The 26,705-nt window shown below is 68.2% G+C and carries 22 protein-coding genes; 6 read left to right on the top strand and 16 right to left on the bottom strand.

Going from position 1 to position 26,705, the window contains the following annotated elements; translation table 11 throughout:
• Window positions 1-39 precede the first annotated feature (39 nt).
• Window positions 40-2,160 carry a type IIA DNA topoisomerase subunit B gene (locus ACFVV1_RS08790; RefSeq protein ID WP_389986630.1) on the bottom strand — a complete coding sequence of 707 codons (2,121 nt, stop codon included), beginning with the start codon at window positions 2,158-2,160 and terminating at the stop codon, window positions 40-42.
• Between the two features lie 436 nt (window positions 2,161-2,596).
• On the opposite strand from ACFVV1_RS08790, the gene ACFVV1_RS08785 reads away from it, so the two are divergent.
• Window positions 2,597-2,830, top strand: coding sequence for a hypothetical protein (locus ACFVV1_RS08785; protein ID WP_024489001.1), 234 nt, complete (start codon window positions 2,597-2,599; stop codon window positions 2,828-2,830).
• Window positions 2,831-2,931: 101 nt separating this feature from the next.
• On the opposite strand, the gene ACFVV1_RS08780 is transcribed toward ACFVV1_RS08785, so the two are convergent.
• The 6 genes from ACFVV1_RS08780 to ACFVV1_RS08755 all read right to left on the bottom strand — a co-directional run bounded on the left by ACFVV1_RS08780 (window position 2,932) and on the right by ACFVV1_RS08755 (window position 11,422).
• Window positions 2,932-3,762, bottom strand: coding sequence for a serine protease (locus ACFVV1_RS08780; RefSeq protein ID WP_389986627.1), 831 nt, complete (start codon window positions 3,760-3,762; stop codon window positions 2,932-2,934).
• Window positions 3,763-3,917: 155 nt separating this feature from the next.
• Window positions 3,918-5,465 (bottom strand): RNA polymerase sigma factor, encoded by a 1,548-nt coding sequence (locus tag ACFVV1_RS08775; RefSeq protein ID WP_389986624.1) that lies wholly within the window; start codon window positions 5,463-5,465, stop codon window positions 3,918-3,920.
• Window positions 5,466-5,789: 324 nt separating this feature from the next.
• Window positions 5,790-6,677 (bottom strand): FadR/GntR family transcriptional regulator, encoded by an 888-nt coding sequence (locus ACFVV1_RS08770; RefSeq protein ID WP_389986621.1) that lies wholly within the window; start codon window positions 6,675-6,677, stop codon window positions 5,790-5,792.
• 160 nt (window positions 6,678-6,837) lie between these two features.
• Complete coding sequence (locus ACFVV1_RS08765; RefSeq protein WP_389986618.1) at window positions 6,838-8,601, bottom strand: ATP-binding cassette domain-containing protein; 1,764 nt, start codon at window positions 8,599-8,601, stop codon at window positions 6,838-6,840.
• A 111-nt stretch (window positions 8,602-8,712) separates the two neighbouring features.
• Entirely contained in the window at window positions 8,713-9,477 is a 765-nt protein-coding gene (locus ACFVV1_RS08760) for an NUDIX domain-containing protein (protein ID WP_389986615.1), read from the bottom strand.
• Window positions 9,478-10,129: 652 nt separating this feature from the next.
• Window positions 10,130-11,422 (bottom strand): DUF4192 domain-containing protein, encoded by a 1,293-nt coding sequence (locus ACFVV1_RS08755; RefSeq protein ID WP_389986612.1) that lies wholly within the window; start codon window positions 11,420-11,422, stop codon window positions 10,130-10,132.
• 110 nt (window positions 11,423-11,532) lie between these two features.
• Here ACFVV1_RS08755 and ACFVV1_RS08750 point away from each other — a divergent pair, with 110 nt between their 5' ends.
• Window positions 11,533-13,701 (top strand): RecQ family ATP-dependent DNA helicase, encoded by a 2,169-nt coding sequence (locus ACFVV1_RS08750; protein WP_389986609.1) that lies wholly within the window; start codon window positions 11,533-11,535, stop codon window positions 13,699-13,701.
• Between the two features lie 217 nt (window positions 13,702-13,918).
• Window positions 13,919-14,557, top strand: coding sequence for a hypothetical protein (locus ACFVV1_RS08745; RefSeq protein WP_389986606.1), 639 nt, complete (start codon window positions 13,919-13,921; stop codon window positions 14,555-14,557).
• A 67-nt stretch (window positions 14,558-14,624) separates the two neighbouring features.
• On the opposite strand, the gene ACFVV1_RS08740 is transcribed toward ACFVV1_RS08745, so the two are convergent.
• The 6 genes from ACFVV1_RS08740 to ACFVV1_RS08715 all read right to left on the bottom strand — a co-directional run bounded on the left by ACFVV1_RS08740 (window position 14,625) and on the right by ACFVV1_RS08715 (window position 21,544).
• Window positions 14,625-15,245: a hypothetical protein gene (locus tag ACFVV1_RS08740; RefSeq protein ID WP_389986604.1), complete on the bottom strand. Its 621-nt coding sequence runs from the start codon at window positions 15,243-15,245 to the stop codon at window positions 14,625-14,627.
• A gap of 60 nt (window positions 15,246-15,305) precedes the next feature.
• Window positions 15,306-16,016, bottom strand: a complete 711-nt coding sequence (locus tag ACFVV1_RS08735) for a ribonuclease HII (protein ID WP_389986601.1) — start codon at window positions 16,014-16,016, stop codon at window positions 15,306-15,308.
• 326 nt (window positions 16,017-16,342) lie between these two features.
• Entirely contained in the window at window positions 16,343-18,100 is a 1,758-nt protein-coding gene (locus ACFVV1_RS08730) for a DUF4153 domain-containing protein (protein WP_389986598.1), read from the bottom strand.
• A 233-nt stretch (window positions 18,101-18,333) separates the two neighbouring features.
• Window positions 18,334-19,236: an ADP-ribosylglycohydrolase family protein gene (locus ACFVV1_RS08725; protein WP_389986595.1), complete on the bottom strand. Its 903-nt coding sequence runs from the start codon at window positions 19,234-19,236 to the stop codon at window positions 18,334-18,336.
• Window positions 19,237-19,248: 12 nt separating this feature from the next.
• Window positions 19,249-19,908: a histidine phosphatase family protein gene (locus ACFVV1_RS08720; protein ID WP_389986592.1), complete on the bottom strand. Its 660-nt coding sequence runs from the start codon at window positions 19,906-19,908 to the stop codon at window positions 19,249-19,251.
• 25 nt (window positions 19,909-19,933) lie between these two features.
• A complete protein-coding gene (locus ACFVV1_RS08715) occupies window positions 19,934-21,544 on the bottom strand; it encodes an ABC-F family ATP-binding cassette domain-containing protein (RefSeq protein WP_389986589.1) in 1,611 nt (536 codons plus the stop codon).
• Between the two features lie 168 nt (window positions 21,545-21,712).
• On the opposite strand from ACFVV1_RS08715, the gene ACFVV1_RS08710 reads away from it, so the two are divergent.
• Complete coding sequence (locus ACFVV1_RS08710; RefSeq protein WP_389986586.1) at window positions 21,713-22,381, top strand: TetR/AcrR family transcriptional regulator C-terminal ligand-binding domain-containing protein; 669 nt, start codon at window positions 21,713-21,715, stop codon at window positions 22,379-22,381.
• Window positions 22,382-22,494: 113 nt separating this feature from the next.
• Here the strand turns inward: ACFVV1_RS08710 and ACFVV1_RS08705 are convergent, their stop codons facing one another.
• The gene (locus ACFVV1_RS08705) at window positions 22,495-23,100 is read right to left on the bottom strand and encodes a YdbC family protein (RefSeq protein WP_389986583.1); all 606 of its coding nucleotides are present in this window, start codon (window positions 23,098-23,100) and stop codon (window positions 22,495-22,497) included.
• Window positions 23,101-23,189: 89 nt separating this feature from the next.
• Between ACFVV1_RS08705 and ACFVV1_RS08700 the strand changes: the two genes are divergently transcribed.
• Together ACFVV1_RS08700 and ACFVV1_RS08695 are read left to right on the top strand one after the other, a co-directional pair.
• Window positions 23,190-24,146, top strand: a complete 957-nt coding sequence (locus tag ACFVV1_RS08700) for a DUF1152 domain-containing protein (RefSeq protein ID WP_389986580.1) — start codon at window positions 23,190-23,192, stop codon at window positions 24,144-24,146.
• A gap of 152 nt (window positions 24,147-24,298) precedes the next feature.
• Window positions 24,299-24,835, top strand: coding sequence for a TerD family protein (locus ACFVV1_RS08695; RefSeq protein ID WP_389986578.1), 537 nt, complete (start codon window positions 24,299-24,301; stop codon window positions 24,833-24,835).
• A gap of 410 nt (window positions 24,836-25,245) precedes the next feature.
• Here the strand turns inward: ACFVV1_RS08695 and ACFVV1_RS08690 are convergent, their stop codons facing one another.
• Window positions 25,246-26,007, bottom strand: coding sequence for a GNAT family N-acetyltransferase (locus ACFVV1_RS08690; protein ID WP_389986575.1), 762 nt, complete (start codon window positions 26,005-26,007; stop codon window positions 25,246-25,248).
• A gap of 119 nt (window positions 26,008-26,126) precedes the next feature.
• Complete coding sequence (locus ACFVV1_RS08685) at window positions 26,127-26,339, bottom strand: hypothetical protein (RefSeq protein ID WP_389986572.1); 213 nt, start codon at window positions 26,337-26,339, stop codon at window positions 26,127-26,129.
• Between the last annotated feature and the right edge of the window lie 366 nt (window positions 26,340-26,705).

Below are 26,705 nucleotides of genomic sequence, written 5' to 3'. Positions count from 1 at the left end.
GGAGTCGCCGTCTCCACCCACGGGTGGAGACGGCGACGCTCAGACGTCGATGCGCGAGCGGTCCAGGGTGGCGGCCGAGCTGGCGATGAACTCCTTGCGCGGTGCCACGTCATTGCCCATCAGCAGATCGAAGACGTGCTCCGACGATTCCAGATCACCGATGTTGATCCGCCGCAGGGTGCGATGCCGGGGGTCCATCGTGGTCTCCGCCAGCTGGTCGGCGTCCATCTCGCCCAGACCCTTGTAACGCTGGATCGAGTCCTTGTACCGGACGTTCTTCCGTTGCAGTTCCAACAGCCGTTGGCGCAGCTCATTGTCGGAGTACGTGTAGATGTACTTGTCCTGGCCCTTCTTGGGCTGGACCAGCTCGATCCGGTGCAGCGGGGGTACGGCGGCGAAGACCCGGCCCGCCGCCACCATGGGCCGCATGTAGCGCTGGAACAGGGTCAGCAGCAGACAGCGGATGTGCGCACCGTCGACATCGGCGTCCACCAGCAGGACGATCTTCCCGTAGCGGGCGGCGTCGATGTCGAAGGTTCGCCCCGACCCGGCTCCTATGACCTGGATGATCGCACCGCACTCGGCGTTCTTCAGCATGTCCGAGACGGACGACTTCTGGACATTGAGGATCTTTCCTCGGATCGGCAGCAACGCCTGGAACTCGCTGTTCCGCGCGAGCTTGGCCGTACCGAGCGCGGAGTCGCCCTCGACGATGAAGAGCTCGCTGCGGTCCACGTCGTCGCTGCGGCAGTCGGCGAGCTTCGCCGGCAGCGAGGAGGACTCCAGCGCTGTCTTGCGACGCTGTGCGTCCTTGTGCTGGCGGGCCGCGATGCGCGTGCGCGCAGCTGCCACCGCCTTGTCCAGGACCGCCCTGGCCTGGGCCTTGGCATCGCGCTTCGTCGAAGTCAGGAACGCCTTGAGCTCCTTGGAAACGACGCCGGCAACGATCCGGTTGGCCGCCGAGGTGCCGAGCACCTCCTTGGTCTGGCCCTCGAACTGTGGCTCCGCCAGCCGTACGGTGACGACCGCGGTGAGGCCCTCCAGCGCGTCGTCCTTGACGATGTCGTCCTCGGCGACGCGGAGAAGCTTGGCCGACCGCAGTGCCTCATTGACCGTCTTGGTCACGGCGCGTTCAAATCCGGTCACATGGGTGCCGCCCTTGGGGGTGGCGATGATGTTGACGAAGGACTTGAGATTCGTGTCGTATCCGGTGCCCCAGCGCATGGCGATGTCGACGACGAGTTCACGGGTGACCTCGGTCGCCGTCATGTGACCGCGCTCGTCCAGGACCGGGACGGTCTCCTTGAATGTGCCCTGGCCGGTCAGACGCATGACGTCACAGACCGCCTTGTCCTGGGCGAGGTACTCGCAGAATTCACTGATTCCACCGTCGAAGCGGAAGGTCTCCTCGGTCTTGCCCTGGCCGTCGAGGCCACGCTCGTCGCGAACGACGATCGTGAGACCGGGGACGAGGAAGGCCGTCTGCCGCGCCCGCTGGTGGAGCGTCTCCAGGTTGAGCTTGGCGTCCTTGAGGAAGATCTGCCGGTCCGCCCAGTAACGCACCCTGGTTCCGGTGCGTGCCTTCGGTACCCGCTTGCCCTTGAGCAGGCCGTTGGCCGGGTCGAAGGGGCTGTCCGGCCCCTGCTCGGTGAAGATGCCCGGGACTCCGCGGCGGAAGCTGATCGAGTGGGTCGCGCTGTTGCGGTCGACCTCGACGTCGAGCCGGGCGGAGAGCGCGTTGACCACAGAGGCGCCCACGCCGTGCAGACCGCCGGACGCGGCGTACGAGCCGCCGCCGAACTTTCCACCGGCGTGCAGTTTGGTCATCACGACCTCGACACCGGACAGGCCCGTCTTGGGCTCGACATCGACCGGGATACCGCGTCCGTTGTCCCGGACCTCCACGGAATTGTCGTCGTGGAGGACGACCTCGATGTGATCGCAGTAGCCGCCCAGAGCCTCGTCGACGGAGTTGTCGATGATCTCCCAGAGGCAGTGCATGAGGCCGCGGCTGTCTGTGGACCCGATGTACATCCCGGGACGCTTGCGAACCGCTTCGAGCCCCTCAAGTACGAGCAGGTGCCGCGCGGTGTAGTTGGAACCGTCTCGGTCTGCTCCGGTCAGCAGCGCAGTGGACGGCACGGACGTATCGGCGGTCACGCGGTTCGCTCCTCGCTGAATTTCATTTGAGGCCCAAGTGGGTAACGGGCTCGGCTTCGGTCGCCGCTGAGAGGGTACCGAGGCCTGGTAGAGCGGTTGTAACGCCACCCTCCGAGAACCCTCACACTAGTCCAGCCTCGCATACACGTTCGATCCCTCGTAGGAGTGACGCGCACATCACGTTCCCTTCCAGGCATGAACCATTTAGGCTCCGGGCACGTCCTCATGAACAAACCGGCAAGCCGGCCGGGAGGATCCACACAAGACAAGCAACGCGAAACCGTAGCGCTACGCAATACGGCACATTCGCCGCCAACCGGCAACAGACAGCCATCTCGAGAAGAAGTTTCGAAGAAAAGCCACGAGCGGGAACGTTTTCGGCCTGGTTGGATGTTGACCCTGGTACGACAGCTCGTCGAGCTAGAGAAGAGGCGACGTGACTACTGTTCTGACCCCCGCGAGCCCGCTGACCGCAGCAGACCGCTGTGACCGTTGCGGCGCCCAGGCATATCTGCGCGTCGTCCTGATCAGCGGCGGTGAACTGCTCTTCTGCGCCCACCACGGTCGCAAGTTCGAGCCGGAACTCAAGAAGATCGCCGCGGAAATACAGGATGAGACGGACCGGCTGACGGCCGTGCAGGCCCAAGCCGCCGAAGAGGAACAACACTGACACCTCGCATCCACGACGAGCCAGGGCCAGGTTCCGGAATGGCCGACGGGCGGCTTCCCAAGAGGAAGCCGCCCGTTCTCGTACCTACGCGGTGCTGTCGTTCAGTTACCGTCCGGCATCCAGCCGATGGCGGCCGAGATCCGGGTATACACGCCGGGACTCCCCGCCCTTCCGCAACCGTCCCCCCAGGACACCAGCCCAATGAGCCGCCCACGGGCCACCAGCGGCCCTCCGCTGTCGCCTTGGCACGCGTCGCACCCGCCCCGCAGTTCGCCCGCGCAGAGCATCGCTGAGGCGTCGTACGTGCCATCCCTGCCGCCCGGGTACGCCTGCGCGCACAAGCTGTCCGGCAGAACGCTCACCTGGGCGGCGCGGAGTGACGACGCATAGTCGCCGTTACCGGTCGTGTCACCCCACCCGTAGACGACGGCACCCGTACCCGGCTCGTATGCCGTGTCACCGGATTCGGCCATCGGGATCACGCTCGTCGCGGGCAGTGCGTCGGCCAGAGCGAGCACCGCCAGGTCCCCCGCGTTCGTGAGGGGGTCGAATCGCGGATTGCTCCATGCCGCCTCGACCGGTACCTCCTTCCCGCCGGTCCCAGGCAGGGTGTCCCGGCCCGAGATGATCCGCAGATCGCGCACTTTGCCGACATCGACTCCGAGCGCCTCCCTGCTCAGGCAGTGCGCAGCGGTCAGCACCTTCTTCGGCGCGACCACGACGCCGCCGCAGAACTGGCCGGCACGCGTGTCTCCGAACCGGTCCCGACTGGACAGCGCCACGACCCAGGGGCTGTCCTTGACGTGTGCGGGCTGACCACCGATGACGATGCTGTCCGCAACAGCCGGAGCGGAGGATCCGGGCGGTACCGCGGCCGTGGCGGCCACCAGGGCGAGCACCCCGGTCATGGTGTGGAAGACGGTACGGGACATGCGCACTCCTGACTCTGTGGTGAACCATTTCCCACCCAGAGTCATCCGACCTGCCATGGATCGCACCCGCAGATAGGCCGAGGGCCCGGCTCCCCTGCGGGATCCGGGCCCTCGGTCTGTGTTCTTCTGCGACCTGGTCCGTGTACTCCTACGACCTAGTCGAGGTAATCGCGCAGCACCTGCGAACGCGACGGGTGGCGCAGCTTCGACATGGTCTTCGACTCGATCTGACGGATGCGCTCGCGCGTCACGCCGTAGACCTTGCCGATCTCGTCCAGCGTCTTCGGCTGGCCGTCGGTGAGACCGAAGCGCATCGAGACCACGCCGGCCTCACGCTCGGAGAGCGTGTCGAGCACCGAGTGCAGCTGCTCCTGGAGAAGCGTGAAGCTGACCGCGTCGGCCGGGACGACTGCCTCGGAGTCCTCGATCAGGTCGCCGAACTCGCTGTCCCCGTCCTCACCCAGTGGGGTGTGGAGGGAAATCGGCTCGCGACCGTACTTCTGGACCTCGATGACCTTCTCAGGGGTCATGTCGAGTTCCTTGGCCAGCTCCTCCGGCGTGGGCTCGCGACCCAGGTCCTGGAGCATCTGGCGCTGCACACGGGCGAGCTTGTTGATGACCTCCACCATGTGCACCGGGATACGGATGGTGCGGGCCTGGTCGGCCATGGCGCGGGTGATCGCCTGACGGATCCACCAGGTGGCGTACGTGGAGAACTTGTAGCCCTTGGTGTAGTCGAACTTCTCGACCGCGCGGATCAGACCAAGGTTGCCTTCCTGGATCAGGTCCAGGAAGAGCATGCCGCGGCCGGTGTAGCGCTTGGCCAGCGAAACCACGAGACGGAGGTTGGCCTCCAGCAGGTGGTTCTTGGCGCGGCGGCCGTCCTCGGCGATGATTTCCAGCTCGCGCTTGAGCTTCGGCGCGAGCTTGTCGGAGTTCGCCAGCTTGTCCTCGGCAAACAGACCCGCCTCGATGCGCTTGGCGAGCTCGACCTCCTGTTCGGCGTTGAGGAGGGGAACCTTGCCAATCTGCTTCAGGTAGTCCTTGACCGGGTCGGCGGTGGCGCCGGCGACGGCGACCTGCTGCGCAGGTGCGTCGTCCTCGTCGTCGTCGGAGAGGACGAAGCCCTTGTTCTCGCCCTCGCTCTCCTCGTCCTCGCCCTTGCCGGCCTTTACTTCTTCGGCCGCCTCGTCGCCGTCGAGGAGCTCGTCGTCCTGCTTTCCGGACTTCTTTGCTGTTGCCTTCTTGGCCACCGTCTTCTTCACGGCGGTCTTCTTGGCAGCCGTCTTCTTGACTGCTGCCTTCTTCGCAGGGCCGGCCGCGGTAGCGTCGTCAGCCACCACGTCCACGGTCTCTGCCGACGGGGCGGCAGTGGCCGCGACCGTCCTGGTCACGGTCGTCTTGGCCGCGACAGTCTTGGTGGCGGTGCGCTTGACCGGGCTCTTTGCTGCGACGCTCTTGCGGGCACGTTTGGACGGCTCCGCGGCACTGACCATCAGCGTCACACCCTCTTCCTCGAGGATCTGGTTGAGGCTGCGCAGAACATTCTTCCACTGGGTTGGCGGAATCTGGTCAGCCTCGAAGGCCCGACGCACGTCATCGCCGGCGATCTGCCCATCAGCCTTTCCCCGCTCGATGAGCGCCATCACAGACTCGGACTCGGCGATCTCCGGCGGGAGCGTACGGGATGTGCTGGCCGACACGAACAACCTCTCGGAACGATGGAAACGGCTTCCGGTCCGGCCCTTGAGAGGGCTGGAACCGACGACCGCCGGGCTGGGAATGTACCGACGGCGCGGGTTTGGCCTCAGAACTGCACAGCGCACTGAATGGCTGCTGTATTCCTTCCGCGGCGGTCACCTCTTAAGTCATCGCACTGTTTCGAGGAGTGTTACGCCCAATCCGCGTGGCCCGAGTCACACCTCATTTGCGACGAACGTGACCATGGGTACCATCCCACCACAATTGTGCCGCCGGACCATGGGGGCCCGGCGACACGTGGTTCGTACACCCTGGCCGTGCTGCGCTCAGTGCTCGCGGGGGGCGGGCACCACCCGTTCCACCTCGGGGTGGACGACGAGCAGTTGACGCATGGCCGCCTCGGCACCGGCCGAGTCGCCCGATGCGAGGGCGTCGACGATGCGTGCATGGTGGCCGAGGGACGCCTCGGTGGGGCGGTCGCAGCCCGTGACAGGACCACCCGAGACCTGCAACGCCGCGGAAACGATGCCGGAGAGGTGCTCGAGCATGCGATTGCCCGCTGCCTGGATGAGCAGGGAGTGGAATTCCGCGTCGGCCCGGGAGCAGGTGATCCCATCCCCCTGTCCGAGCGCGTGGCCCATGATCTCGACCATGTCGCCGAGGCGCTGCTGAATGTCCTCGCGACCATGACCTGCGGCGAGACGGGCCGCGAGCGGTTCGATCGTCCACCGGAGCTCGCCCAGCTCGCGGCGCTGGTCCTCGCGCTGAGGGCCGAAGGCGCGCCATTCGATGATGTCGGGGTCCAGTAGGTTCCAGTCACTGACGGGGCGGACCCGGGTACCCACGTTGGGCCGGGCGCTGACCAAGCCCTTGGCCTCAAGAACGCGCAGCGATTCGCGTACGACGGTGCGAGAGACCTCGAAACGCTGACCGATCTCTTCCGGCACGAGGGGCCGGTCGGCACCCAGATCACCGGAGACGATCATCTGGCCCAGCTGCTGAACAAGTTGGCCGTGGAGGCCGCGGCCCCGACTGGCCGAGCCCCGTCGGCCCGCCCGGCCGAGGTCGGCATCGGGACCGTCCCAGGAGCGAAGAGGGGCACGTTCGCCGGCCGGCGCCTCCGCATACGGGTAGCGGTCGAGTTCACCCGGGCCGGCGAGGCCGGAATCGGCGGAGCGGGCGGCGGTCATCATGGTGTGCGCAAGGGTACTCACGCATCCTTTGTCGGCGCAGCTCACCCGACCCTTGAGGTCTTTGGTGAAAAGCACACGAAAGGGTGATCGGCACCCGCCCCCCAATTGACGCCTTATTGGTGGAAATCGGGCACCTTCAAGGAAGTTGCCAGGCCCGGAGCGGTCCGATGCAACCCCGTGATCACCAACGAACCCTGCTGCGAAGGCTGGTGAACAGATACGCACAGATCAGGGCCGACAACGACAATGACAGCGCGGTACCCACGGGGTGTGCCACCACGCGCACGACAGCCGCCACCCATCGATCCGTCTCGTACGGCCAGCGCGGCCACGCCAGCTCGCGAAGCCTGCCCGGAAGTCCGGCGACCGGACGGGAGGCCGACCCCGCCAGCACATGCTGGACAAACGGAACGACGAGTACGGGAACGGCGAGTACGGCGGCAACTCCGGCCGTCGTCACCCTGAACACTCCGGCGGCCAAGAGGCCCGCCCAGGCGCAGCCGACAGTCAGTCCCGCCCAACCCGCACCCAGGAATGCCGAATTCGGTGGCATCTTGATCAAATCGTCGCCGTACACCAGGTGAATGGTTTCGGCGGACGCCAGCACGACAATCACGGCGAGCACCAGGGCGACACCTGCTGACACCACCAGCTTGGCGAGAAGCAATCCCAGACGCCGGGGGACGGTGCCTCGCCCCGCCGCAAGCGCGGGGTAGCGGAACTCGTCGCCGAAGGAGAGGGCGCCGATCAGTCCGGCCCCGACTGCCGCGGGTGGCAGCGGCAGCAGCGACGGCCAGCCCGCCAGCAACTTCGGCAGCTGAGCATGGCCGGAGCGGGCGAGGAGGAGGGAGAGCCCGACTGAGGCGACAAGAACGGCGACCATGACCAAGGTTGTCGTTCTGACGCCGAAGAGGCGGCGCAGTTCGTATCGCAGCGGGTGGAGCGGGCCGCGGGCCGAGCGGCGGCGGATCGGCGGGAGCAGCTCCGGGCCGGATGCCTGCGCGGCCGGTAGCGGTTCGGTCTCCCTTTCGCCGGGGTCTGCTGGATCCGTGGGCTCTGCGGGATGTGCGGGACCGGCGTCGGCCACCTCGTCGGCGAGTTGGTGCACCGGGAGCCCGTGCCGGAATGCCGCGTCGCCGACTTCCGCGCAGGTGGAACCGTAGACGGAGAGACGGCAGCTTGCTTCGGCGACCACCTCGACCGAGCGCCTGGCCGCTCGGGCCTCACGGGTGAGGACGGCAGCGAGGCGGGCTGCGTGCGGAGTCCGGATCGCGACCCGGGGGCGGAGACGGGTCTGTGAGAAGGCGCCGGCGCTCTGGTCGGCGACGAGACGTCCGCCGTCGATGGTGACCACATGGTCGGCGGTCCGCGCGGCTTCCTTGGGATCGGCCGTGGTGTAGAGAACGGTGCCGCCCTGGGTGGCGTGCGCCTGGAGCAGGCCGTGCAGCCAGCACTCCTCACGCGAAGAGAGGCCTTCTGCGGGATCGTCGAGGATGAGCGTGTGCGGGTCGCCGAGCAGCGCCGAAGCCAGGGCGAGCAGGCGGTCCATGCCGAGCGAGAGTGTGCCGACACGCTGATCCCGGAGTCCGGCGAGACCTACGACCTCGAGCAGTTCGTCGGCCCGGGATGCCGGTACACCTGCGGCGGCGCAGAGCATACGGAGCTGACCGCGGACGGTGCGGGCGGGATGACCCGGTACGTCCCCGAGGAGCACTCCCACCTCCCGTGCCGGGTGCGGAATGCGGTGCAGCGGTCTGCCCCGGAAGTAGGTGACCCCCCGCCCCGGGTCGAGTTCGAGCATCAGACGGAGGGCGGAGGTCTTACCCGAGCCGGGGGCACCCAGAAGCGCGGTGACGTGGCCTGGTCGGGCCTCGAAGGTGAGGTCGCGCACGGCGGCCGGAAGGCCGCGGCGGGGAGCACTGGTGAGTCCGATGGCCTGGAGCATCGCTTCTCTCGCGGAAGGTGAGACCGCTCGACGGCAGGGCGGTACCGCAGCAAGATAACGCGACATATCCAACTTTTAGTGCAGCATCGACCTTGCGGGCGTTCCGCCGTGTCAGACGTCCGGCCTCAGCATCGGCGGGTTGAGTACTGTGGCCGCGCCGGCCCGGAAAAGCTGGGCAGGGCGACCGCCCTGCCGAGTGGTCGTTCCGCCGGCAGGCACGAGGAAGCCTGGCGTACCCGTCACCTTGCGGTGAAAGTTCCGCGGGTCGAGAACGACGCCCCACACCGCCTCGTACACCCTCCGAAGCTCACCGACCGTGAACGCCGGCGGGCAGAAAGCGGTGGCCAGAGAGGAGTACTCGATCTTGGAACGCGCCCGTTCCACGCCGTCGGCAAGGATCTGCGCATGATCGAAGGCGAGCGGGATCTGGTCTTCGCTCTCATGACCCAACCCGCTCTCCGGCCCGAGCAAATCCTCGACCGGTGCCCAACGCGCACTGTTCGCATCGCCGCCGGCCCGCGGCGCCGGCAGATCGGGGGCCAGGGCGAGGTGAGCGACGCTGACGACCCTCATCCGGGGGTCACGGCCGGGGTCACCGTAGGTGGCTAGCTGTTCAAGATGGGCACCGGTGCCGACCGTCGGGGCTGCAGGGTCCTGGGCGCACAGTCCGGTCTCCTCGACGAGTTCGCGCGCTGCTGCGGCTCCGAGATCCTCATCGGCTCTGACGAAGCCGCCGGGCAGCGCCCATCGCCCCTGGAATGGCGGCTCGCCTCGACGCACCACCAGCGCACAGAGCGCATGACGGCGCACCGTGAGCACAACCAGGTCGACGGTGACAGCGAAGGGCGGGAAGGTCGACGGGTCGTAGGGCGGCATGCGGTGATCATAGTCGTCTGCCTGACGATAAACACTCCCTTCGCCGTTCTCGTAGGCATGACTACGATTGCCGCGCACTTCGGCACGCCTACTGCGCCCGACTACTTCGGCACGACCACTTTCAACGTGAACTTCTCCGTGCTCTTCGCCCGTCGTGAGCCGGTGTCCTGGCTGGCCCCGGCTAACGCTCCCGGGTCTGTCCGGGCGGCAAGCACTGGGCCGCTCGCGACCGCGTCGCCGATGGGTGAGGATCGCCGGGCGCCGACCACCGACGCCCGGGAGATCACCGAGTCCTGCACCACCTCGATTCCTCTTGCGTCATCCCTTGCGGCACGGGCGTCGAACCACGGTCAGCCCTCGGGACACCGACTTCGTCCCGGTGGATTGCGTGCCGCTTCAAGCCGGTGTCGTACGAAGCACCGACCGGCCACAGCCCCGGCCGAGGGCCGTCGGCAACGACCACGGCACCGCCCGCCCCAGTACGGCCCACGGCCGTCAGGCGTGGGGCGGTGCGGGGTGACCCGGCGGGAGCGTGCCCGCGAAGCTGCGCACGCCGACACCCTCCGGGCCTGCGCTCCCCGCACGGTGGGGAGCGGGGATCTCGGTGCCGGACCGCCGATGAGAGGTGTCGCAGAGCGACGAGGGGTGGCAGTCATCGACCACTCCTGGACCCTCGACGGCTCGGGGAGACTTGCCCGGACCGGCGTCGGGCAACAACTGCTTCGGGGCGAGTGGAGCCAGAAGAGGTCTTCCTGCGCCGAGTGGCGGTCGGGCGTACGGTGCGGGGCCGCGTCCGGTCCGGGCGTGGGCGCCGGCCCGTCCGGACATTGCGCTCGCCCCGGAGACAGCGGCGCAGCGTCTCCGGGTCGAGACCCTGGTTGCACGCCTCGTGAAGGAGCTGGGCAAAGGTGTACCCAGGATCCACCCTCAGAGCTAGACCCAGCGCGACCCGTGCACCCGGTTCATCACCTGTCGACCAGGAGACCCACCCGGCCAGAGTCAGCGGCGCCGCGGCGTGCTCCTCGTACGGCGCGACACAGCGACGGGACAGCGCCCGCCAGAGCCGCAACGCGGAATCGGCTTCGGGTCCTTCCATCCATTCCGCGGCCTTGTCGCGGGTTTCCCGGTCCTGCAGTCCGAGGATCACCGCAGCGGCCTCGTCATTGCTGATCACCCGGTCGTCATTGATGTCCGAAGCGGAGGGCGCCGCCGCCGGCGCCTCCCTGAGACGCTTCAAGAGCCTTCGGGCGAGTCCCAAGGTCTCCCGGGCCACGTCCTTGCGTCCCGCCTCGTCGAGGATCTTCGGCAGCAGGTCGGCACCGGCCGAGTCGAGTGCCCGTTGCTGGTCTGCCGCCGCCTCGGTGTTCAGTGGTTCGAGCCTGGCCTCCATCTCCCGCAGCGTTCCGCGCACTTGAATGCCCGCGTACGCAGCGGCGGCCGCCATCACAGAGGTGCCGGGCAGAGCCATCTGGTTCCCTTCGGCCGGGCAGCAGCGCTTGTCCGGGCAGCAGTACGACCAGTACCGGCCGCCAGCGATGCAGAGTGCTTCGAGTACGGGTACATCGAGGGCACCGCAGGCCATACGCAGGCGCTGGGCAAGGGGACGCAGCCGCTCCATCGTCTGGCTGCCGCTCTCGCCTTGGGCAGGATCCTGGCAGAGGAAAATGACGATCGCGTCAGGGCGCTCCCCACGCCGCTCGCTTCCCTTGATCAGGCACTCGGCAAGCTGCTCGGCGACGGACGCCCATTCTTGGGGTGACTGAGGGATGCCGAGCCTGAGCCGCCCTCCGAAGCGGCCCCGGCCGCCGTGCAGGGCGACCATGACCACGCTGTCGTTCGGGTGGAACCCCATGAGATACGGGAGGGCGTCGGCGAGCTCGGCAGGCCCCCGCAGGGTGATCTGCTGCTCGTCGACCGGACCGGTGGATTCGTGGTGCTGGTTCATGGCATGACCGTCCCGCGGGCGGCCAAATTCCGCGACCCCTGTGGATAACTTTATCCACAGGGGTGCGGGGTCGTTCGCGGTTTGCCGCAGTCATCGGGTTGCATGGGGGCATGACCAACGCAGACCGCGCAGAGCTCAGGGCTTCGGCCGATTCCGTACTTGCCCGACTCGTCGGCGACACCTCAGGCGCTGCACGGCTGCGGGAGGACCAGTGGCGGGCCATCGAGGCACTCGTCGCCGACAAGCGCAGGGCCCTGGTCGTCCAGCGAACCGGCTGGGGCAAGTCCGCCGTGTACTTCGTCGCGACATCGCTGCTCCGGGCGCGGGGCAGCGGGCCGACCGTGATCGTCTCGCCGCTGCTGGCGTTGATGCGCAACCAGGTCGCGGCGGCGGCCCGGGCAGGAATCAGCGCCCGCACGATCAATTCGTCCAACACCGAGGAGTGGGACACCGTCCAGGCCGAAGTTGCGGCCGGGGAGGTGGACGTGCTGCTGGTCAGTCCCGAGCGGCTCAACAATCCCGATTTCCGGGACCAGGTCCTGCCCCGGCTTGCCGCCGCGACCGGGCTCCTCGTGGTCGACGAGGCGCACTGCATTTCCGACTGGGGCCATGACTTCCGGCCCGACTACCGACGTCTGCGGACCATGCTGGCCGATCTGCCCGTCGGCGTACCCGTGCTGGCGACCACGGCCACCGCGAACGCGCGGGTGACCGCAGATGTCGCGGAGCAGCTGGGCACCGGCGCGGGTACGGATGCTCTCGTACTGCGCGGCCCGCTGGACCGGGAGAGCCTCAGCCTCGGCGTCCTTCAACTGCCCAATGCCGCACACCGGTTGGCTTGGCTGGGCGATCACCTCAAGGAGCTCCCCGGCTCGGGGATCATCTACACGCTGACGGTCGCGGCCGCCGAGGAGATCACCACGTATCTGCGCCAGTGCGGGCACACGGTGGCGTCCTACACCGGCCGCACCGAAAACGCCGACCGCCAGCAGGCTGAGGACGACCTCCTTGCCAATCGCGTCAAGGCCCTGGTGGCAACGTCCGCGCTGGGCATGGGATTCGACAAGCCCGACCTGGGCTTCGTCGTTCATCTCGGCTCCCCCTCCTCCCCCATCGCCTACTACCAACAGGTGGGGCGCGCGGGGCGCGGCGTCGAGCATGCGGAGGTGTTGCTGCTCCCGGGCAAGGAGGACGAGGCGATCTGGCAGTACTTCGCATCGGTTGCCTTCCCTCCCGAGGAGCAGGTCCGGCGGACGATCGATGCTCTCGCCCAGGCGGGCCGTCCGCTTTCGCTGCCGGCTCTGGAGCCGTTGGTCGACCTGAGACGCACCCGGCTGGAGACCATGCTCAAGGTTCTCGACGTCGATGGCGCCGTCAGGCGGGTGAAGGGCGGCTGGATCGCCACAGGTGAGCCCTGGGTGTACGACTCCGAACGTTATGCCTGGGTGGCCCGCCAACGAACCTCCGAGCAGCAGGCGATGCGCGAATACGCGACGACGACCGGCTGCCGGATGGAGTTCCTGCGCCGCCAGCTGGACGACGAGAATGCAACCGCATGCGGACGTTGCGACAACTGCGCGGGAGCCCGCTTCGACGACCACGTGTCCGGTGCGGCACTGGACGGTGCCCGGGGCGAACTCGCCAGGCCCGGCGTGGAGGTGGAGCCCCGCAAGATGTGGCCGACCGGTCTCGCCGCTGTGGGTGTCGACCTCAAGGGCCGTATTCCTGCGGGAGAACTGTCGTTCCCCGGCCGTGCGCTGGGTCGGCTCTCCGACATCGGCTGGGGCAACCGGCTGCGTCCGATACTGGCGGCGCAGACGGCAGACGCCCCCGTGCCGGACGACGTGACGAACGCGGTCGTGAGCGTGCTGGCCGACTGGGCCAAGGGTCCCGGGGGCTGGGCCTCCGGGGGTGAGGACACCGCACCCCGGCCGGTCGGAGTGGTCACCATCGCCTCACACAGCAAGCCGCAGCTCATCCAGTCGCTCGGCAGCCGCATCGCCGAAGTCGGCCGGATGCCCCTGCTGGGCAGTGTCACCTATGCGCCGGCCGATGGTGTACGGATCTCGCAGACCAACAGCGCACAGCGGGTTCGGGCTCTGCATGAAGCGTTGGTCGTGGAGCCCGAGCTGGCCGACGCCTTGGCCACGGCGGGCGGTCCCGTTCTGCTCGTGGACGATCTCTCGGACACCGGCTGGACACTGGCCGTGGCGGCGCGACTGCTGCGCCGGGCCGGGGCGCAGGGGGTGTTTCCGCTGGTCCTCGCCGTTCAGGCGTAAAGGGAGGCGTCATCCGAGCACGGCATGGGCAGGGATATCAGAGTCATTCCGGCTGATTCCCGTCAGCTGCGCCAATTGCTCGTTGCCGCCCGCCGATACGCCAGGAAGAATTGGACTCGCTCCCCGCGCGGCCCTTTCGCGGCCCTGAAGGGCTGTGCCGCGGTGCGCCCTCACTCGACCCTGCCCGCACCGTGGGCGCGTATGCGAAGGGAGGACCGTGACCTTCGGATTCGCTCCGTCCGCAGCCACTTCGATATCGGCGTCTTCGGCATCCGTCGACTCCGCCAACCGCCTTGCCAGGATGCTCGAACCGGCCGAGTGGGCAGAAGCGGGCATACCGTTGCTACGCAACCCCCGCGAGGTGGTCAGCGGCCTGCACGCCCGGCACCGGCCCGCACCGGAAACCGCTGTCGTCGCCGTACTCGACCATGAGGAACGCCTCACCGCCAGCGCCTCGTTCGCCCGCCGCTCCACAACCGCGGACGGCTGGGAGTTCCGCAACGCGCTGCTGGCGCATATGCGCCGGGTGATTCCGCACGACCTTCGCCGCCGCACGCCTGTCCGCACCGCGGTACTGCTCTACTGCCGTGAGGGCGACGAGCGTTGGACGGAGGAGGACGGGGCATGGATGTGGGGTTTGCGGGACGCGTGCACATTGCACGGTCTGCGGTGCGGTGCGTACATCACGCTGACCCGCGGCGGCTGGCAGGTGCTGGGCGAGGGCCGGGGCGGCCGTCGGCCCAACTCCACATCGCAGCCGTCCGCGCTCGCCGAAACGTCGCTGGACCCAAATCCGGTCCCGCTGCGCACCGGCGGCGGTGCGGCTCAGGCGCTGCGGCGCACCGCAGCACGCTGACCCGTGGCCGCGGGCCCGGCCGCCCTTTCGGGCAGCCGGGTCACCACGGTCCTCTGTCCTCTACGGATCAGACCCCGGCGCCGAGCTCTGCGTTGATCCGCTGCGGGTCCCCGCACACGATCAGCAGGGCACCTGCTCGTTCACGGGCACCGGACAGCACACCGGCAACGGCGTCACCACCGTCGCCGTTGACAGCGACGACCACTACGGGCCGGGGCTTCAGCCGTTCCGTGGCTGCGGCACCGGCGAAGAAGACATCGTCGCCGGCTTCGTGCTGCGCCCAGTAGGCGGCCTCACCGAAGGTGAGTTCATGCGCAGCCCACGGGTGCTGTTCCCCGGTGGTGAGCACCAGGATGTCGCCCGGTGCGCGTCCGGAGTCGAGCAGCAGATCCACCGCTTCGTCGGCGGCGTCGAGCGCACCGGCGGCCGAGGCGGGGATCAGCTGGATCTGCGGTGCGGAACGATTCTCCGACCGGGCCGCCTGCGGCTGGCCGGAGGTGGAGTGCGGACGCTGCGCCGGGGGCGCGGGCCTCGCGGGGCCGGGTCCCGGGCGACCCGGGCGCGGCATGGCCGCTGAACGCGGACCGGGTACAGGACGGGGGGTCGACGCGGTGCGGCCTGTGGCCGGAGTGACGCGGGGACCCTGGGCGCTCTCGTGAATCTGAGGCTCCTCGGGGGTGAGAGGCATGGGTGGTTGTCTATCAAACGCCGACGCGCAAGGCGTCAGCGGGTGGGTACATGTGCGCGATCAGAAGTCGAAGCCGAGTTGGCCCCCGCTTTCCAGTGCAGCCGCCTCGGCGGAGAAGCGGACCTTCTTGAGGTGCTGCCACCTGGGCAGCGCGTCGAGGTAGGACCACGAAAGGCGGTGAAGGGGCGTGGGCCCCCACTCCTCCAGCGCGGCCCGGTGCACGGGCGACGGGTAGCCGGCGTTGGCGTCGAAGGCGAAGGCGGCGTACTCGCCGGAAGCCGCGCCCTGTTCGGCCATCATCGTGTCCCGTCGAACCTTCGCGATCACCGAAGCTGCCGCGACCGCGATACAGGACTGGTCGCCCTTGATCACAGTGCGGACCTGCCAGGGCTCTCCCAGGTAGTCGTGTTTGCCGTCGAGTATCACCGCGTCGGGTCGGACCGGCAGGGCTTCGAGGGCGCGCACGGCGGCGAGGCGGAGCGCAGCTGTCATGCCCAAGCCGTCGATCTCCTGCGGAGAAGCATCTCCGAGAGAGAACGCGGTGACCCAGCGCTCCAGCAACGGGGCGAGCTCCGCGCGGCGCTTGGGGCTGATCAGCTTGGAGTCGGTGAGTCCGGCGGGAGGTCTGCGAAGGCCGGTGACGGCCGCACACACAGTGACCGGTCCCGCCCACGCTCCGCGTCCGACCTCGTCGACACCGGCGACGGTCTTGGCACCAGTGGTCGCGCGCAGTGAGCGCTCGACGGTGTGCGTGGGTGGTTCGTACGGCATGGCGCCTGTCAGCGTACGCCGATGGGTACGCCGACAACACCCCGGGGCGCCCGCCGGCCGCCCCGGCCGCACGCCGAGCCGCGGAACGGCTTGCGGCACGGTCGTGGCCTTCAGTGTTCAGTTTGCTGCGGTACACGCGTCCAACGAGTCGTACGCACGCAGTCGGCGCTCGCGAACCGTTGTGCCGAAGCCGGGAGAACTCCGCTGAGGATCACGGACTGGAGGCGCTCCCTGGTGCCTGCGTCACATTCGTGAAGCACGGAACGCAGCGCGGAACGGTGCACCGCCTGCACCTGTCGGGCCAGATCCGTCCGTCCCGGCTCACATCAGTACGGGTCGTAGGGGTCGTACTGATCGTCTTCGTCACCGCCGCGGTCGCTGCCACCGCTGCTCGTACGCGAAGCGTCGCAGCTCTGTGCCAGGTCGTTCGAACTCCGCTTTCTCAGAATGTCCCGGGCCCGCGCCTCGCCCCAGCTGGTGGCGTACCACGGGGTGTCCGAGGATCGCAGCGACCGTTCGATGTCCTTGAGGGCGCAGGAGCGCAGTGGCTCGGGCAGCGTGTCCAGGGCCGGTACGGCGTCGGCCGAGAGGCCCCGGAGGTAGTCGATGTCGATCGAGTGGTCGTTGCGGTACCGCTGAACGTTCTGCTCCGCGATCAGCCCATCGGGCGAGAGCAGTCCGAACGCGAGCACGGCGACGGCTGCGCTGGCGGCGACGGCGCGCGGCAGCAGGCGGGCACCGAACACGCCGACCGCCATGATCAGGACGAGAACCACGCCGAGCCAGAGTTCCACCGCAGCCACGGATATACGCAGCCGTGTCAGACCGTACGCATCGACGTACAGGTCCATACGCCTCAGTGCGGACGCCACGACTATGAGGGTGAGCAGGCACAGCGTGCCGAGCACGCTCCGTACGAGAGTGCGTTCGCTTCCCCCTCCGCGAGGAGCCCAGCGCAGGGCGATCGCGATCACCAGCAGCGTGAGGAGCGTGGCCCAGAGAAGCTGCCAGAAACCCTGACGGGCGTATTGGGAGTAGCTCAGGTCGGTTTCGGCCATCACCTTGTCGTATCCGCCGAGCAGCACGGTGAGCTGGATGGCGATGAAAACGGCGAACAGCAGATTCAGCACGATGAGCGGAAGTGCCCATTCCAGCCGTCCGCGAGCCTTCCCCGGACGAACGGTGACGCCGTCCCACCGCACCGGTGCGGCTGCGCTGTACGCGGCGGCGAGCGCACCGACCAGGCCGATCGCGAAGAGGAACAAACGCCAGGGGCTGTCGCCCACCGACACATCCGGAATCAGGTTGCCGAGCACATCGGCGAAGGCGGCATCGGCGCTTGCGAACAGTGCCCCGAACACGATGAGCAGGACGACCGCCACACCAGTGGTGCGGAATACGACTCCGAGCCGGCCCCGGGAGCCTGCCATCCGTTCGCGCACTCCTCGCCGGCCCCAGGCCAGGCCGTCGGCGATGGAGCTGAACAGGCCCAGTGAGCCGAGAAACACCCCGAGCCAGCTGCGACTGCCGTGCAGGGCGAGTGAGCCCAGTGCGACAGCTGATACGACGGCCAGGAAGGTGGGCCATCCGGCGTCCCGAAGGGCCGGGACAGCGAGGAGCGCAAGGCCGCCGACCGCCCAGACAGCTGTCCATGGACGGAGCCGGCGACCGGCCGCCTGTGCGGCGAAGTACGCCGAGAGCGCTGCGGGAACCGCGACGATCAGAAGGTTCGGGCCGAGGCCGTCACCCAACAGGACGGCGCTCAGTATCGCGGTGCCCAGGACGGAACAGAGTGTCGCGCTCCGGATGGCGGCGGGCTTGGCCGGGCGAAGTCGCGAGACCGCCGAGGCCTGGGGTCTGCCTTGCTGCCAGGGGTTGGGTGGGCGCTGTTGTCCATCCTGTTGCGCGTAGGCCGGCACCTTCGGCGGCTCGGCGGCTGCGCCGCGGGACTCCGGCATCGGAGCCTTCGACATCGCGGCCGTCCCGGACCTCCCGGCCCGCTCCGACAGCTCGGACCCCTCAGACCGCTCGGGTCCCTCGGGGACATCTTCCGGCCGAGGTGTTGCTGACGTGTGATCGGACATGGGACCCCTCCCCCACCGGGGTCTGCACGCACCGCCACTGGGCAGCGCGGGGCACCCCGGCGTCTCATTTCGGTGCGCGCCCGTCAGGATGATCACCGAGGGCGACGTGGCCGAAAGAGTAACTTCCCCTTACGGTTACCGGCCGTGCGAGAAAGGGCTGTGGCAGTACCGTGACAGTCGCGCGGTCCGATCGACGCACCGCATTGTCGGCGCCGCCGTCGTCGCCCTTCGCCCTACCGCGGGAGCCAGTCCGGCAGCTCCTCCGTCTGTGCCGACCAGTCGGCAGGCGGTGCGCCCGACTTGCCCGCCGCGACGATCCCGCCGACGATCGCACAGGTCGTGTCGACATCGCCGCCTGCTTGGGCCGTCACCCAGAAGGCCTGCTCGAAATCGCCGAGACTTCGCGCCGCCGACCAGAGGGCGAACGGAACGGTGTCATGTGCACTGGTGCGCCGGCCGTTGCCGAGGACCGCGGCGACCGTCCCGGCATCGCCGTAGTCGAGCATGTCGCGCGCCCGGCGCAGCCCGGCGCCGACCGCACTGCGCGGTACGAGCCCGATCACACCGTCGAGAAGTTCTGTCGGGGTGGGCGGTCCCGCGGGCGCCGCCGCCAGCGAGGCAGCGGCCGCAACGGCCATCGCGCCCACGACCGCCTCGCGATGCTGATGCGTGGGGTACGAGGAGATCTCGGCCTGGTGTGTGGCCTGCTCCGGGTCGTCCGCATACCAGGCACCGAGCGGCGCGATGCGCATCGCCGATCCGTTGCCCCAGGAGCCCTGTCCGTTGAACAGCGCGGACGCCAGCTCCCGCCAGTCGCCGCCTTCCCGCACCAGCCGGAGCAGCCGGTTCACGGCAGGGCCGTATCCGCGGTCGAAGTCGTGGTGGTCGGCGAAGGAACGGGCGAGCGCGTCCTGGTCGATTCGCTCGTGCCTCACCAGAACGGCCAGCACCGAGGAGGCCATCTCGGTGTCGTCCGTCCACTGCCAGGGGCCGGGTGGGAGTCCGCGCTGCTTCAGCAGCGGATAGTTGGCCGGCACAAAGAACTGGGAACCCAGGGCGTCTCCCACAGCCAGTCCACGCAGGCTGGCCAGGGCGCGTTCGAGACGTTGCTCGGAGGCAGAATCAGCGGTTGTCATCGCTCTTCCACTCTATCCGGTGATGCCGTACGGCTCAGGGGTGCGCCAGCGTTCGAACGGCCGGTCAAGGGTGTAGCGCCCGTCCTCTCCGAGTATCAGTGCCCTGGTCTCGCCGTTGCCCGGATTGGACAGCGATTCGAACTCGGCCACCGACCAGTGGAACCAGCGCATGCAGAACAAACGCATGGTCAGCCCGTGCGTGACCAGCAGAACATTCGGCGGGTGGTCAGGGGCTTCGAAGCTCCGGTACAGACTCTCCAGGAAGGCCCCGACCCTGTCGTACACATCGGCCCCGGACTCGCCTTGTGCAAAGCGGTAGAAGAAGTGCCCGTAAGCATCCCGGTACGCCTTCTGCAGTCTCACGTCTTCCCGGTCCTGCCAGTTCCCCCAGTCCTGCTCCCGCAGCCGCGGCTCCTCCCTCACCCGCACCCGCTCGAGGTCCAGCCCGAGGGACCGGAAGGTCTCGTGCGTGCGGCGGTAGGGCGAGACGTACACGCTGACCCGTTCGCCGTCGAACAGCTCGCGCAGCCGCACGCCCGTCTCCCTGGCCTGCCGCAGCCCTGTCGCGGTGAGCCTCAGCGCATGGTCCGGCTCACGCTCGTACACCGTGTCATCGGCGTTGCCCTCGGACTCCCCGTGCCGTACGAGGACAATGCGTTGCGGTCGTGCCATGTACCGACCCTAGATCGACTGCGGCTCATTCGAGCAGTTGTCCGGACTCCATCCGACGGATGTCGCCCGTGAAGCGGCGGCGCAGCGCCCTGTCATGGGAGACCACCACCAGCGCGCCCTGCCAGTAAGCCAGCGCTTCTTCCAGCTCCTGCACAAGTCCGAGGGCCAGGTGATTCGCGGGCTCGTCGAGCAGCAGCAGGTCCGCGGGCCTGGCCAGCAGTCGGGCGAGGGCGAGACGTCTGCGCTGCCCGGCGGACAGCGATCCTACCGACAGCTGGAGATCCCGAGACCGGAACAGTCCGTACGAGAGCAGCAGTTCTGCCTGCTCGTCGTCGGTGAGTGGCAGGCCCCGGCCGAATGTCGCGAGCACCCGCTCCGCGGGTCGGTGCGTAGGTGTCTCCTGCGCGAGGTAGCCGATTCCGCCCCGCCGGACCACGCGGCCCGCTTCCGGTTCGAGCACGCCCGCCATGACGCGGAGCAAAGTCGACTTCCCCGCTCCGTTGCCGCCGTGAATCAGCAGTCTGTCGCCCGCCGCCACGGAGAGCCGGTCGACTGCGAGCCGATCACCGACCCGTATACCCGTCAGGGACACCAGCTCCCCTTCGGTCGCACCTGCCGTGGGCCGAGCGGTGAAGCGCAGCGGGTCCGGGGGCCTGGGGACGGACTCCTCCCTCAGCCGCTCCAGGCGCTTGCGGGCATTGCGGATCCGCCCGGACACCGAGGCCTGAACCCGGCCCGCGGCCCGGTCGTACGCCATCTTGTTGTTGTCCTTGATGTCGCGGCCGGCCGCGACATCGTGAGCGGTGGTCGATGTGTACTCCTCCAGGTGCGCCGTCTCCTCGCACCACTGCGCATAGGACTGCTCCCAGCGTCGCCGTGCGGCGGCCTGTTCGGTCCGGAATCCCTCGTATCCACCGCCGTAGCGCACGACCGTCCGACGGTCGGAGTCGACCTCCAGCACCGCTGTGGTCACGCGCTCAAGGAAGATCCGGTCATGGGACACGGCGATCACCGTGCCGGGATGGGACAGCAATGCGCCCTCCAGCCAGTCGAGAGCGGCTCCGTCCAGATGATTGGTGGGTTCGTCGAGCAGCATCACCTCGGGGGACGCCGCGATCAGGCAGGCGATGCCGAGCCGCGCCTGCTCGCCGCCGGAGAGACTGCCGAGCCGCCTGGCCGGCCCGATGCGTGCCAGACCGAGGCCGTGCATCGCCTTGTCGACACGCGCGTCCGCTTCGTATCCCCCGCGTAGTTCGAACGCCGTGAGCAGGTCTCCGTAGGCGGCGAGAGCGGCGCGGCCGGCCGTACCGAGTTCCGCTTCGGCCTCTCGCAACTTCTGCTCCATGGTCCGCAGTTCCGCAAGGGCATCGTCGATCACGTCCTGGACTGTGCTGTCCGGCGGCAGCCTTGGCGTCTGCGCCAGCAGCCCCGTCCCGCCGTCGGCCGCCGTGCACACCTCACCGGAATCCGGCCGTTCCAAGCCGGCGAGCAGGCCAAGCAGAGTCGTCTTCCCCGCGCCGTTCTCCCCCACGATGCCGATCCGCTCACCTGGGCGCACGGTCAGTGAGACATCGTCGAGCAGCAGCCTTTCACCGCGGGTCACGGTGACATCGCGCAGTGAAATCTGTGTGGGCACGGGCACCTCCGAACTCGGACAGCCAACAGGCAGCGGAAACAACACCGACCAGCAGGGAACTGCCGAGAACAGCCCCGAGCCGCCCAGCGACTGTACATAAACGCAATCGCTGTCGCATTAAGCATGAGTGTGGCACACTGGAACGCACTAACGCAACAGGAGTAGCAATTGACTGGACGAAAAGCAGCCCCGGAGACCGCCGTTCCGGCAGCCCCGCTCGCCCCCGGTACCCGTCGCCCCGGAGGTCGCACCGCTCGCACCCGCGCGGCGGTCCGGGATGCCGTCCTCACCGGGCTCGTCGAACATGGCTACCCGGGCCTCTCCGTCGAATACATCGCTGAGCATTCCGGCATCCACAAGACGACCCTCTACCGCCGCTGGGGAAACCTCGAAGGACTGGTCGTGGATGCCCTGGACCTGGCCGGCGAGAACAGCTGGACACCGCCCGACACCGAAACCCTGGCGGGAGATCTTCGCGCCCTGGCGCACACGACAGCCGCCGCCTTCACCGACCCCGCCGCAGCGGCCGCGCCGACCGCGTTCATCGCCGCGGCCTTCCAGTCCCGGCGCGCCGCCGAGGCGCTGAGCGGCTTCTATGCTGAGCGGTTCACCCGCTGCGAGGCCATCGTCGCGCGGGCTGTCGCGCGCGACGAACTGGACCGGCGCACGGACGCAGGAGCGCTGGTCAGGGCAGTGACCTCACCCTTGTTCTTCAGGCTGTTCATCACCCGTGAACCCATCGACGAGAGGCTGGCCGACCAAGCCGCGGACGCGGCGCTGGCAGCTGCCCGAGCGGGCGTCTTCAACACCCCGCCCACCTCGGCCGAACCCGCCTGATCAGCGGCCGAATCGCCCACGTGCACAACCTCGACCGCACCGGTCATCCGATCGAACCCGGCTCGGCCGATCGCCCGCCCCGCCCGGCCGCCCCGCACCATCCGTACGGCCGATCACACCGTCCAGGACGGCTCGAGCTGCACCACGTCTCCCGCCACGGCCGCCACATCGTCCTCGGTCTGCGCCCGTTGCGTCAGCCGCTCGATGCTCCCCGCCCGGTACTTGCCACGCTCGGCGCTCGACTGCCACATGGACAACACAAGGAACTCGTGCCCCGGCGCCTCCCCGAACACACCCCGCAGCATCCCCGGAGATCCGGCCATCGCCGGGTTCCACACCCTCTCCTGCATCAATGCGAAATGCTCGACCCGGTCCTCGTGCACCTTGCTGTGCGCCACCCTGACGACATCCGCATCGGTGAAGCGCGGCTCGAAGCCGGTCTTCACATCGAAGCGGTACTCGAACAGCTTGACCTGGATGCTGCTGTACGTGCCGGACTGCTCGGCGGCCAGCCGGTCGTGGGCACGCGCCATGAACGAGTCGTAGAAGACGCGGTTCTCCCAGAAGGCGAAGACATGCGCCACTTCAGGACGCCCTCGGCTCCACCCGCCGCCCTGTCCCCTGAATCCCGGCTCACCCAGCAGCCCCGCCCACTTTCGCTGTCCCCGTTCAAAACCTCGACGGTCCACCACGGTGCAACGAATCCACTTGACCAGCACCGCGCCATCGTACGGTGCCGAACATGGCGCGGGTCACGCTCTGATGGAGTACACCCGAACCAATCGCCGTGAAACGCAGAATGATCTCCATGGCCTCGCTGCACACCAACCCCCTGTTCTCCCGACTCGAATCCGCGCAACGCATCCTCGTTGCGGGGGCCGGAGGCGGGTTCGACATCTATGCGGGACTCCCCATCGCGCTCTCCCTGATCCACCAGGGCAAGCAGGTCCAACTCGCCAATCTGTCTTTCAGCGCTCTCGAAGGACTGCCCCTCGATGCCTGGCTCGCGCCGGACGTCGCCGTCATCACCCCCGAAACAGCCCTCCATCAGGCCTACTTCCCGGAACGCACTCTCGCCCAGTGGCTCGCCCTGCACGGCTACCCGAGCAATGTGCATGCCTTCTCCCGAGTGGGCGTGCAACCGCTGCGAGCCGCCTACCGGGCGTTGATCGAGAAGTACGACATCGATGCGGTCGTCCTGGTCGACGGCGGTACGGACATCCTGATGCACGGCGACGAATCCGGCCTCGGCACTCCGGAGGAGGACCTCGCCAGCGTCGCCGCGCTCGCCCCGATCGACGTACCGGAACGCCTGGTTGTGTCCATCGGCTTCGGCGTCGACGCGTATCACGGGGTGAGTCACGGCCTCGTGCTGGAGAACATCGCCGCTCTCGAACGCGACGGTTCATGCCTCGGCGCGTTCTCCGTATCCCGTAATACTCGAGAAGGCGCCCTCTTCGTCGACGCGGTGGCGCACGCGCACCACCACACCCCCGATCACCCCAGCATCGTCAACGGGTCGATTGCCGCAGCCGCCCAAGGAGCCTTCGGGGACGTGCAGTTCACCTCGCGCACCCGTGGCAGCGAACTGTTCATCAACCCTCTGATGACGCTCTGCTTCGCCTTCGAACTGGACGGAGTGGCCCGCAACTGCCTCTATCTCGACCGCATCGAGCACACCCATCTCATCCGTCAGGTCAGCAGCGCCATCGAGGCCTTCCGCGAGGAGGTCCGGCAGCGACCGCCTCGCCGTATTCCACACTGAACCAGCGAACCGGCGAACGCCGAACCGTCGATCGATACAGTGGCCCGATTCCGTCGTCGCCGGCCAAGCCGGTTGGATCCACGGTCCGTTACGGACATGATCGAGTGGTGAACGGCCCGACGACCCAGCGGCGAACCAAGGAGGGAAGTCCGATGAGCACGCCCAACAAGGACATCAAGAAGGTCGAAGTCAGGCTCAAATGGGATCCCAGTCCTCCGGGTGCCCCGGCCCATGACCTCGACATCATCGCGGCGACCTACCTCGCGGATGCGCCGTATGGCAGTCCCGCGTATCTCGTGCACTTCGACAGCCGCTCGCCGGACGGCACCATCACCCTCAACCGCGACAGCAGGACCGGCCAGGGATTCGGTTTCGACGAGGTGATGACGCTGGAACTGGGCCGGTTGTCGACCGCCTACACCCGGGTCGTCGTCGGAGTCGCCATTCAGCAGCGCGACGGCCACAGGACATTCGCCGAGATAGCGAATACCGGTGTACAGGTCCGGGAGGGCTACACGAATCTGGCGGAGGACGATTTCTCCGCGATCGGCGCCGCCACCGCGGCAACCGTCGCAGAGTTCGTCCGCAGCGCCTCCGGTGTCTGGGAGTTCCACGCTACGGTCCGGGGCTTCGACGGCGACCCCGATTCGTTCGCCGGAATGATGGGAAGCCGTAAGCCCGGAGCCTGACGCCTCGCGGGACACGGTCCGCACGGCATCCGGCCGAACGGTCCCGGTCCTGGCAACTGCGGCACGACGAAGGGGACCGATCGTTGGTCGGTCCCCTTCGTACGAGCCGCTGATCAGCTAGCCGCGCCCACTACGTCGGCGCGCGTGCTGGATCGGCCGGGGTGCCCCACGCGATGGCGCCCGGCGTACTGGTGGAGATCGCTTATCACCGGCGTGCGTTATTCCCCGTGTTCAGACTCGCCGCCGCCGCGGCCAGGGGTAGCCGGCCCGGCTTGCGAACTCTGGCCACCCACCGCAGACTTCGGCAGCCTGCCGTGGGTCGCCCGCCACGAGTTGCTCGGCAAGTTTCTCGGCCCGCCCGCAGGATCGTCGATGGAGACGGCTAGGCACGGAATCGGGTTGTCTCGCAATCAGCCGCGTTCGAAGCAGTGCGAGTTGCCGATGACGGAGAAGCCGCGGCGCTCGTACCAGTGGCGCGGCCAGTCCGCCGCATCGGCGGTCAGGAACCGGGTACCGCAGTCCTCGTCGGCGGCCAGGCGCAGGGCGGTGGTCAGGACGGCGTCGGCGTAACCGCGCCTGAGGTGGGCCTCGGAGGTGATCAGGTCCTCGATCTGGGCTGTGCCGGTTGCCGGGTCCAGATAGAGGTCGGCCCATGAGGCGACCTCGCCCTCCTCCGTGCGGGCACCGAGGAAGTGAACGACGTCGGCCCCGCGGCGGCGAGCCTCGCGTCGGTCCACGAGGTGGCGTATGACCTCGTCGTCGGCATCCGGAAGGAAGCCCCGCCATCGCCGGGTGAGTGGAGTACGTATCGCGTCGAGGTCCATCTCCTCCGCAGGTCTGCCGGCCGGCACCGGGCCTGCGTGCAGCATGACCAGATAGGTGGAGTGGGTGTATCCGGCCCGGATCAGCGGCTCTGCGCACGCCCTTCCGACTTCGTCGTCAAGGACGGAGATCATTCGGTGTGGCAGATGCCCCAGTGCCTCCTCCGCGATGGCGGGCAGCGCCTCGGAATCGACAGCCGTGTCGATAATGACCTGGTTGTTCGCGCGGGAATGGGCGAAGGCGTCGTCATATACAGCGAACCCGCCAGGGAGGTCGACGATGTGCGCGGCCTGGCGGCGGGCGAAGGTGGACAGGAAGGCGTTGACCCGCTGAAGTTCTGAGCTCGGCATGGAGGGAGCCTATGCAGCCGTGAACCATGGCCGCCTTCGAATTACCCCCACGGGGGGGACACTTCCCAGGGGCCCCAGGCCACTTCGCCTTCGGGATCCGCATAGGGGTCGAGCTGCTGTCACCCGTCGTCGGAACGTGCCGCGAGGAAGGTGAACCAGCCCCGCTTTCCGAGTCTGCCCCAGAGGACTGCGGTGGTTATGCGGACGCCGGGCAGCTCGGCGACCACCGGGGCGGGGAGATCAGCGGCCAACGAGCACAAGGCACTGTTGCGCGCCGGTCGGACGCGGATTCCGAAGGCGTTCAGCTGGTTGGTGAGGCAGCCGTAGTCCATGCGCGATCCGGGGCGAAGGCCGAGGAACAGCAGCTCACCACCCGATTCGTGGTCCCGGATGACGGGGCGGCGGCCGAACGGCTCAGCCTCGGCGAGCCACTGGACAAGTCCCGCCGAGGCGGAGGCGGCAACAGCACAGGGTGGCGGTCGAGCGTGAGGTACGTGTCCCCGCCGCGTGTCATGACAAGGGAACGGGTGAGCATGACAATGTGCTGTGGCCGTTGGCCGTACAGCAGGACGAGAGAGCCAGCGGCTCGCCGGTGCAGCGGAATGGCCTCTTCGGTGAGGCAGCGCCTGAGCAGTCGCCACCGTTCCTGGCCATCGAGGATGTCACCGGGGTCCTCCTGGCTGCCGAGCCACGGAACG

Origin of the sequence: Streptomyces sp. NPDC058092 (genome assembly GCF_042884935.1) — a bacterium.
In the GTDB taxonomy this organism is placed as follows: domain Bacteria; phylum Actinomycetota; class Actinomycetes; order Streptomycetales; family Streptomycetaceae; genus Streptomyces.
This window is presented reverse-complemented; position numbering and strand designations above follow the sequence as displayed.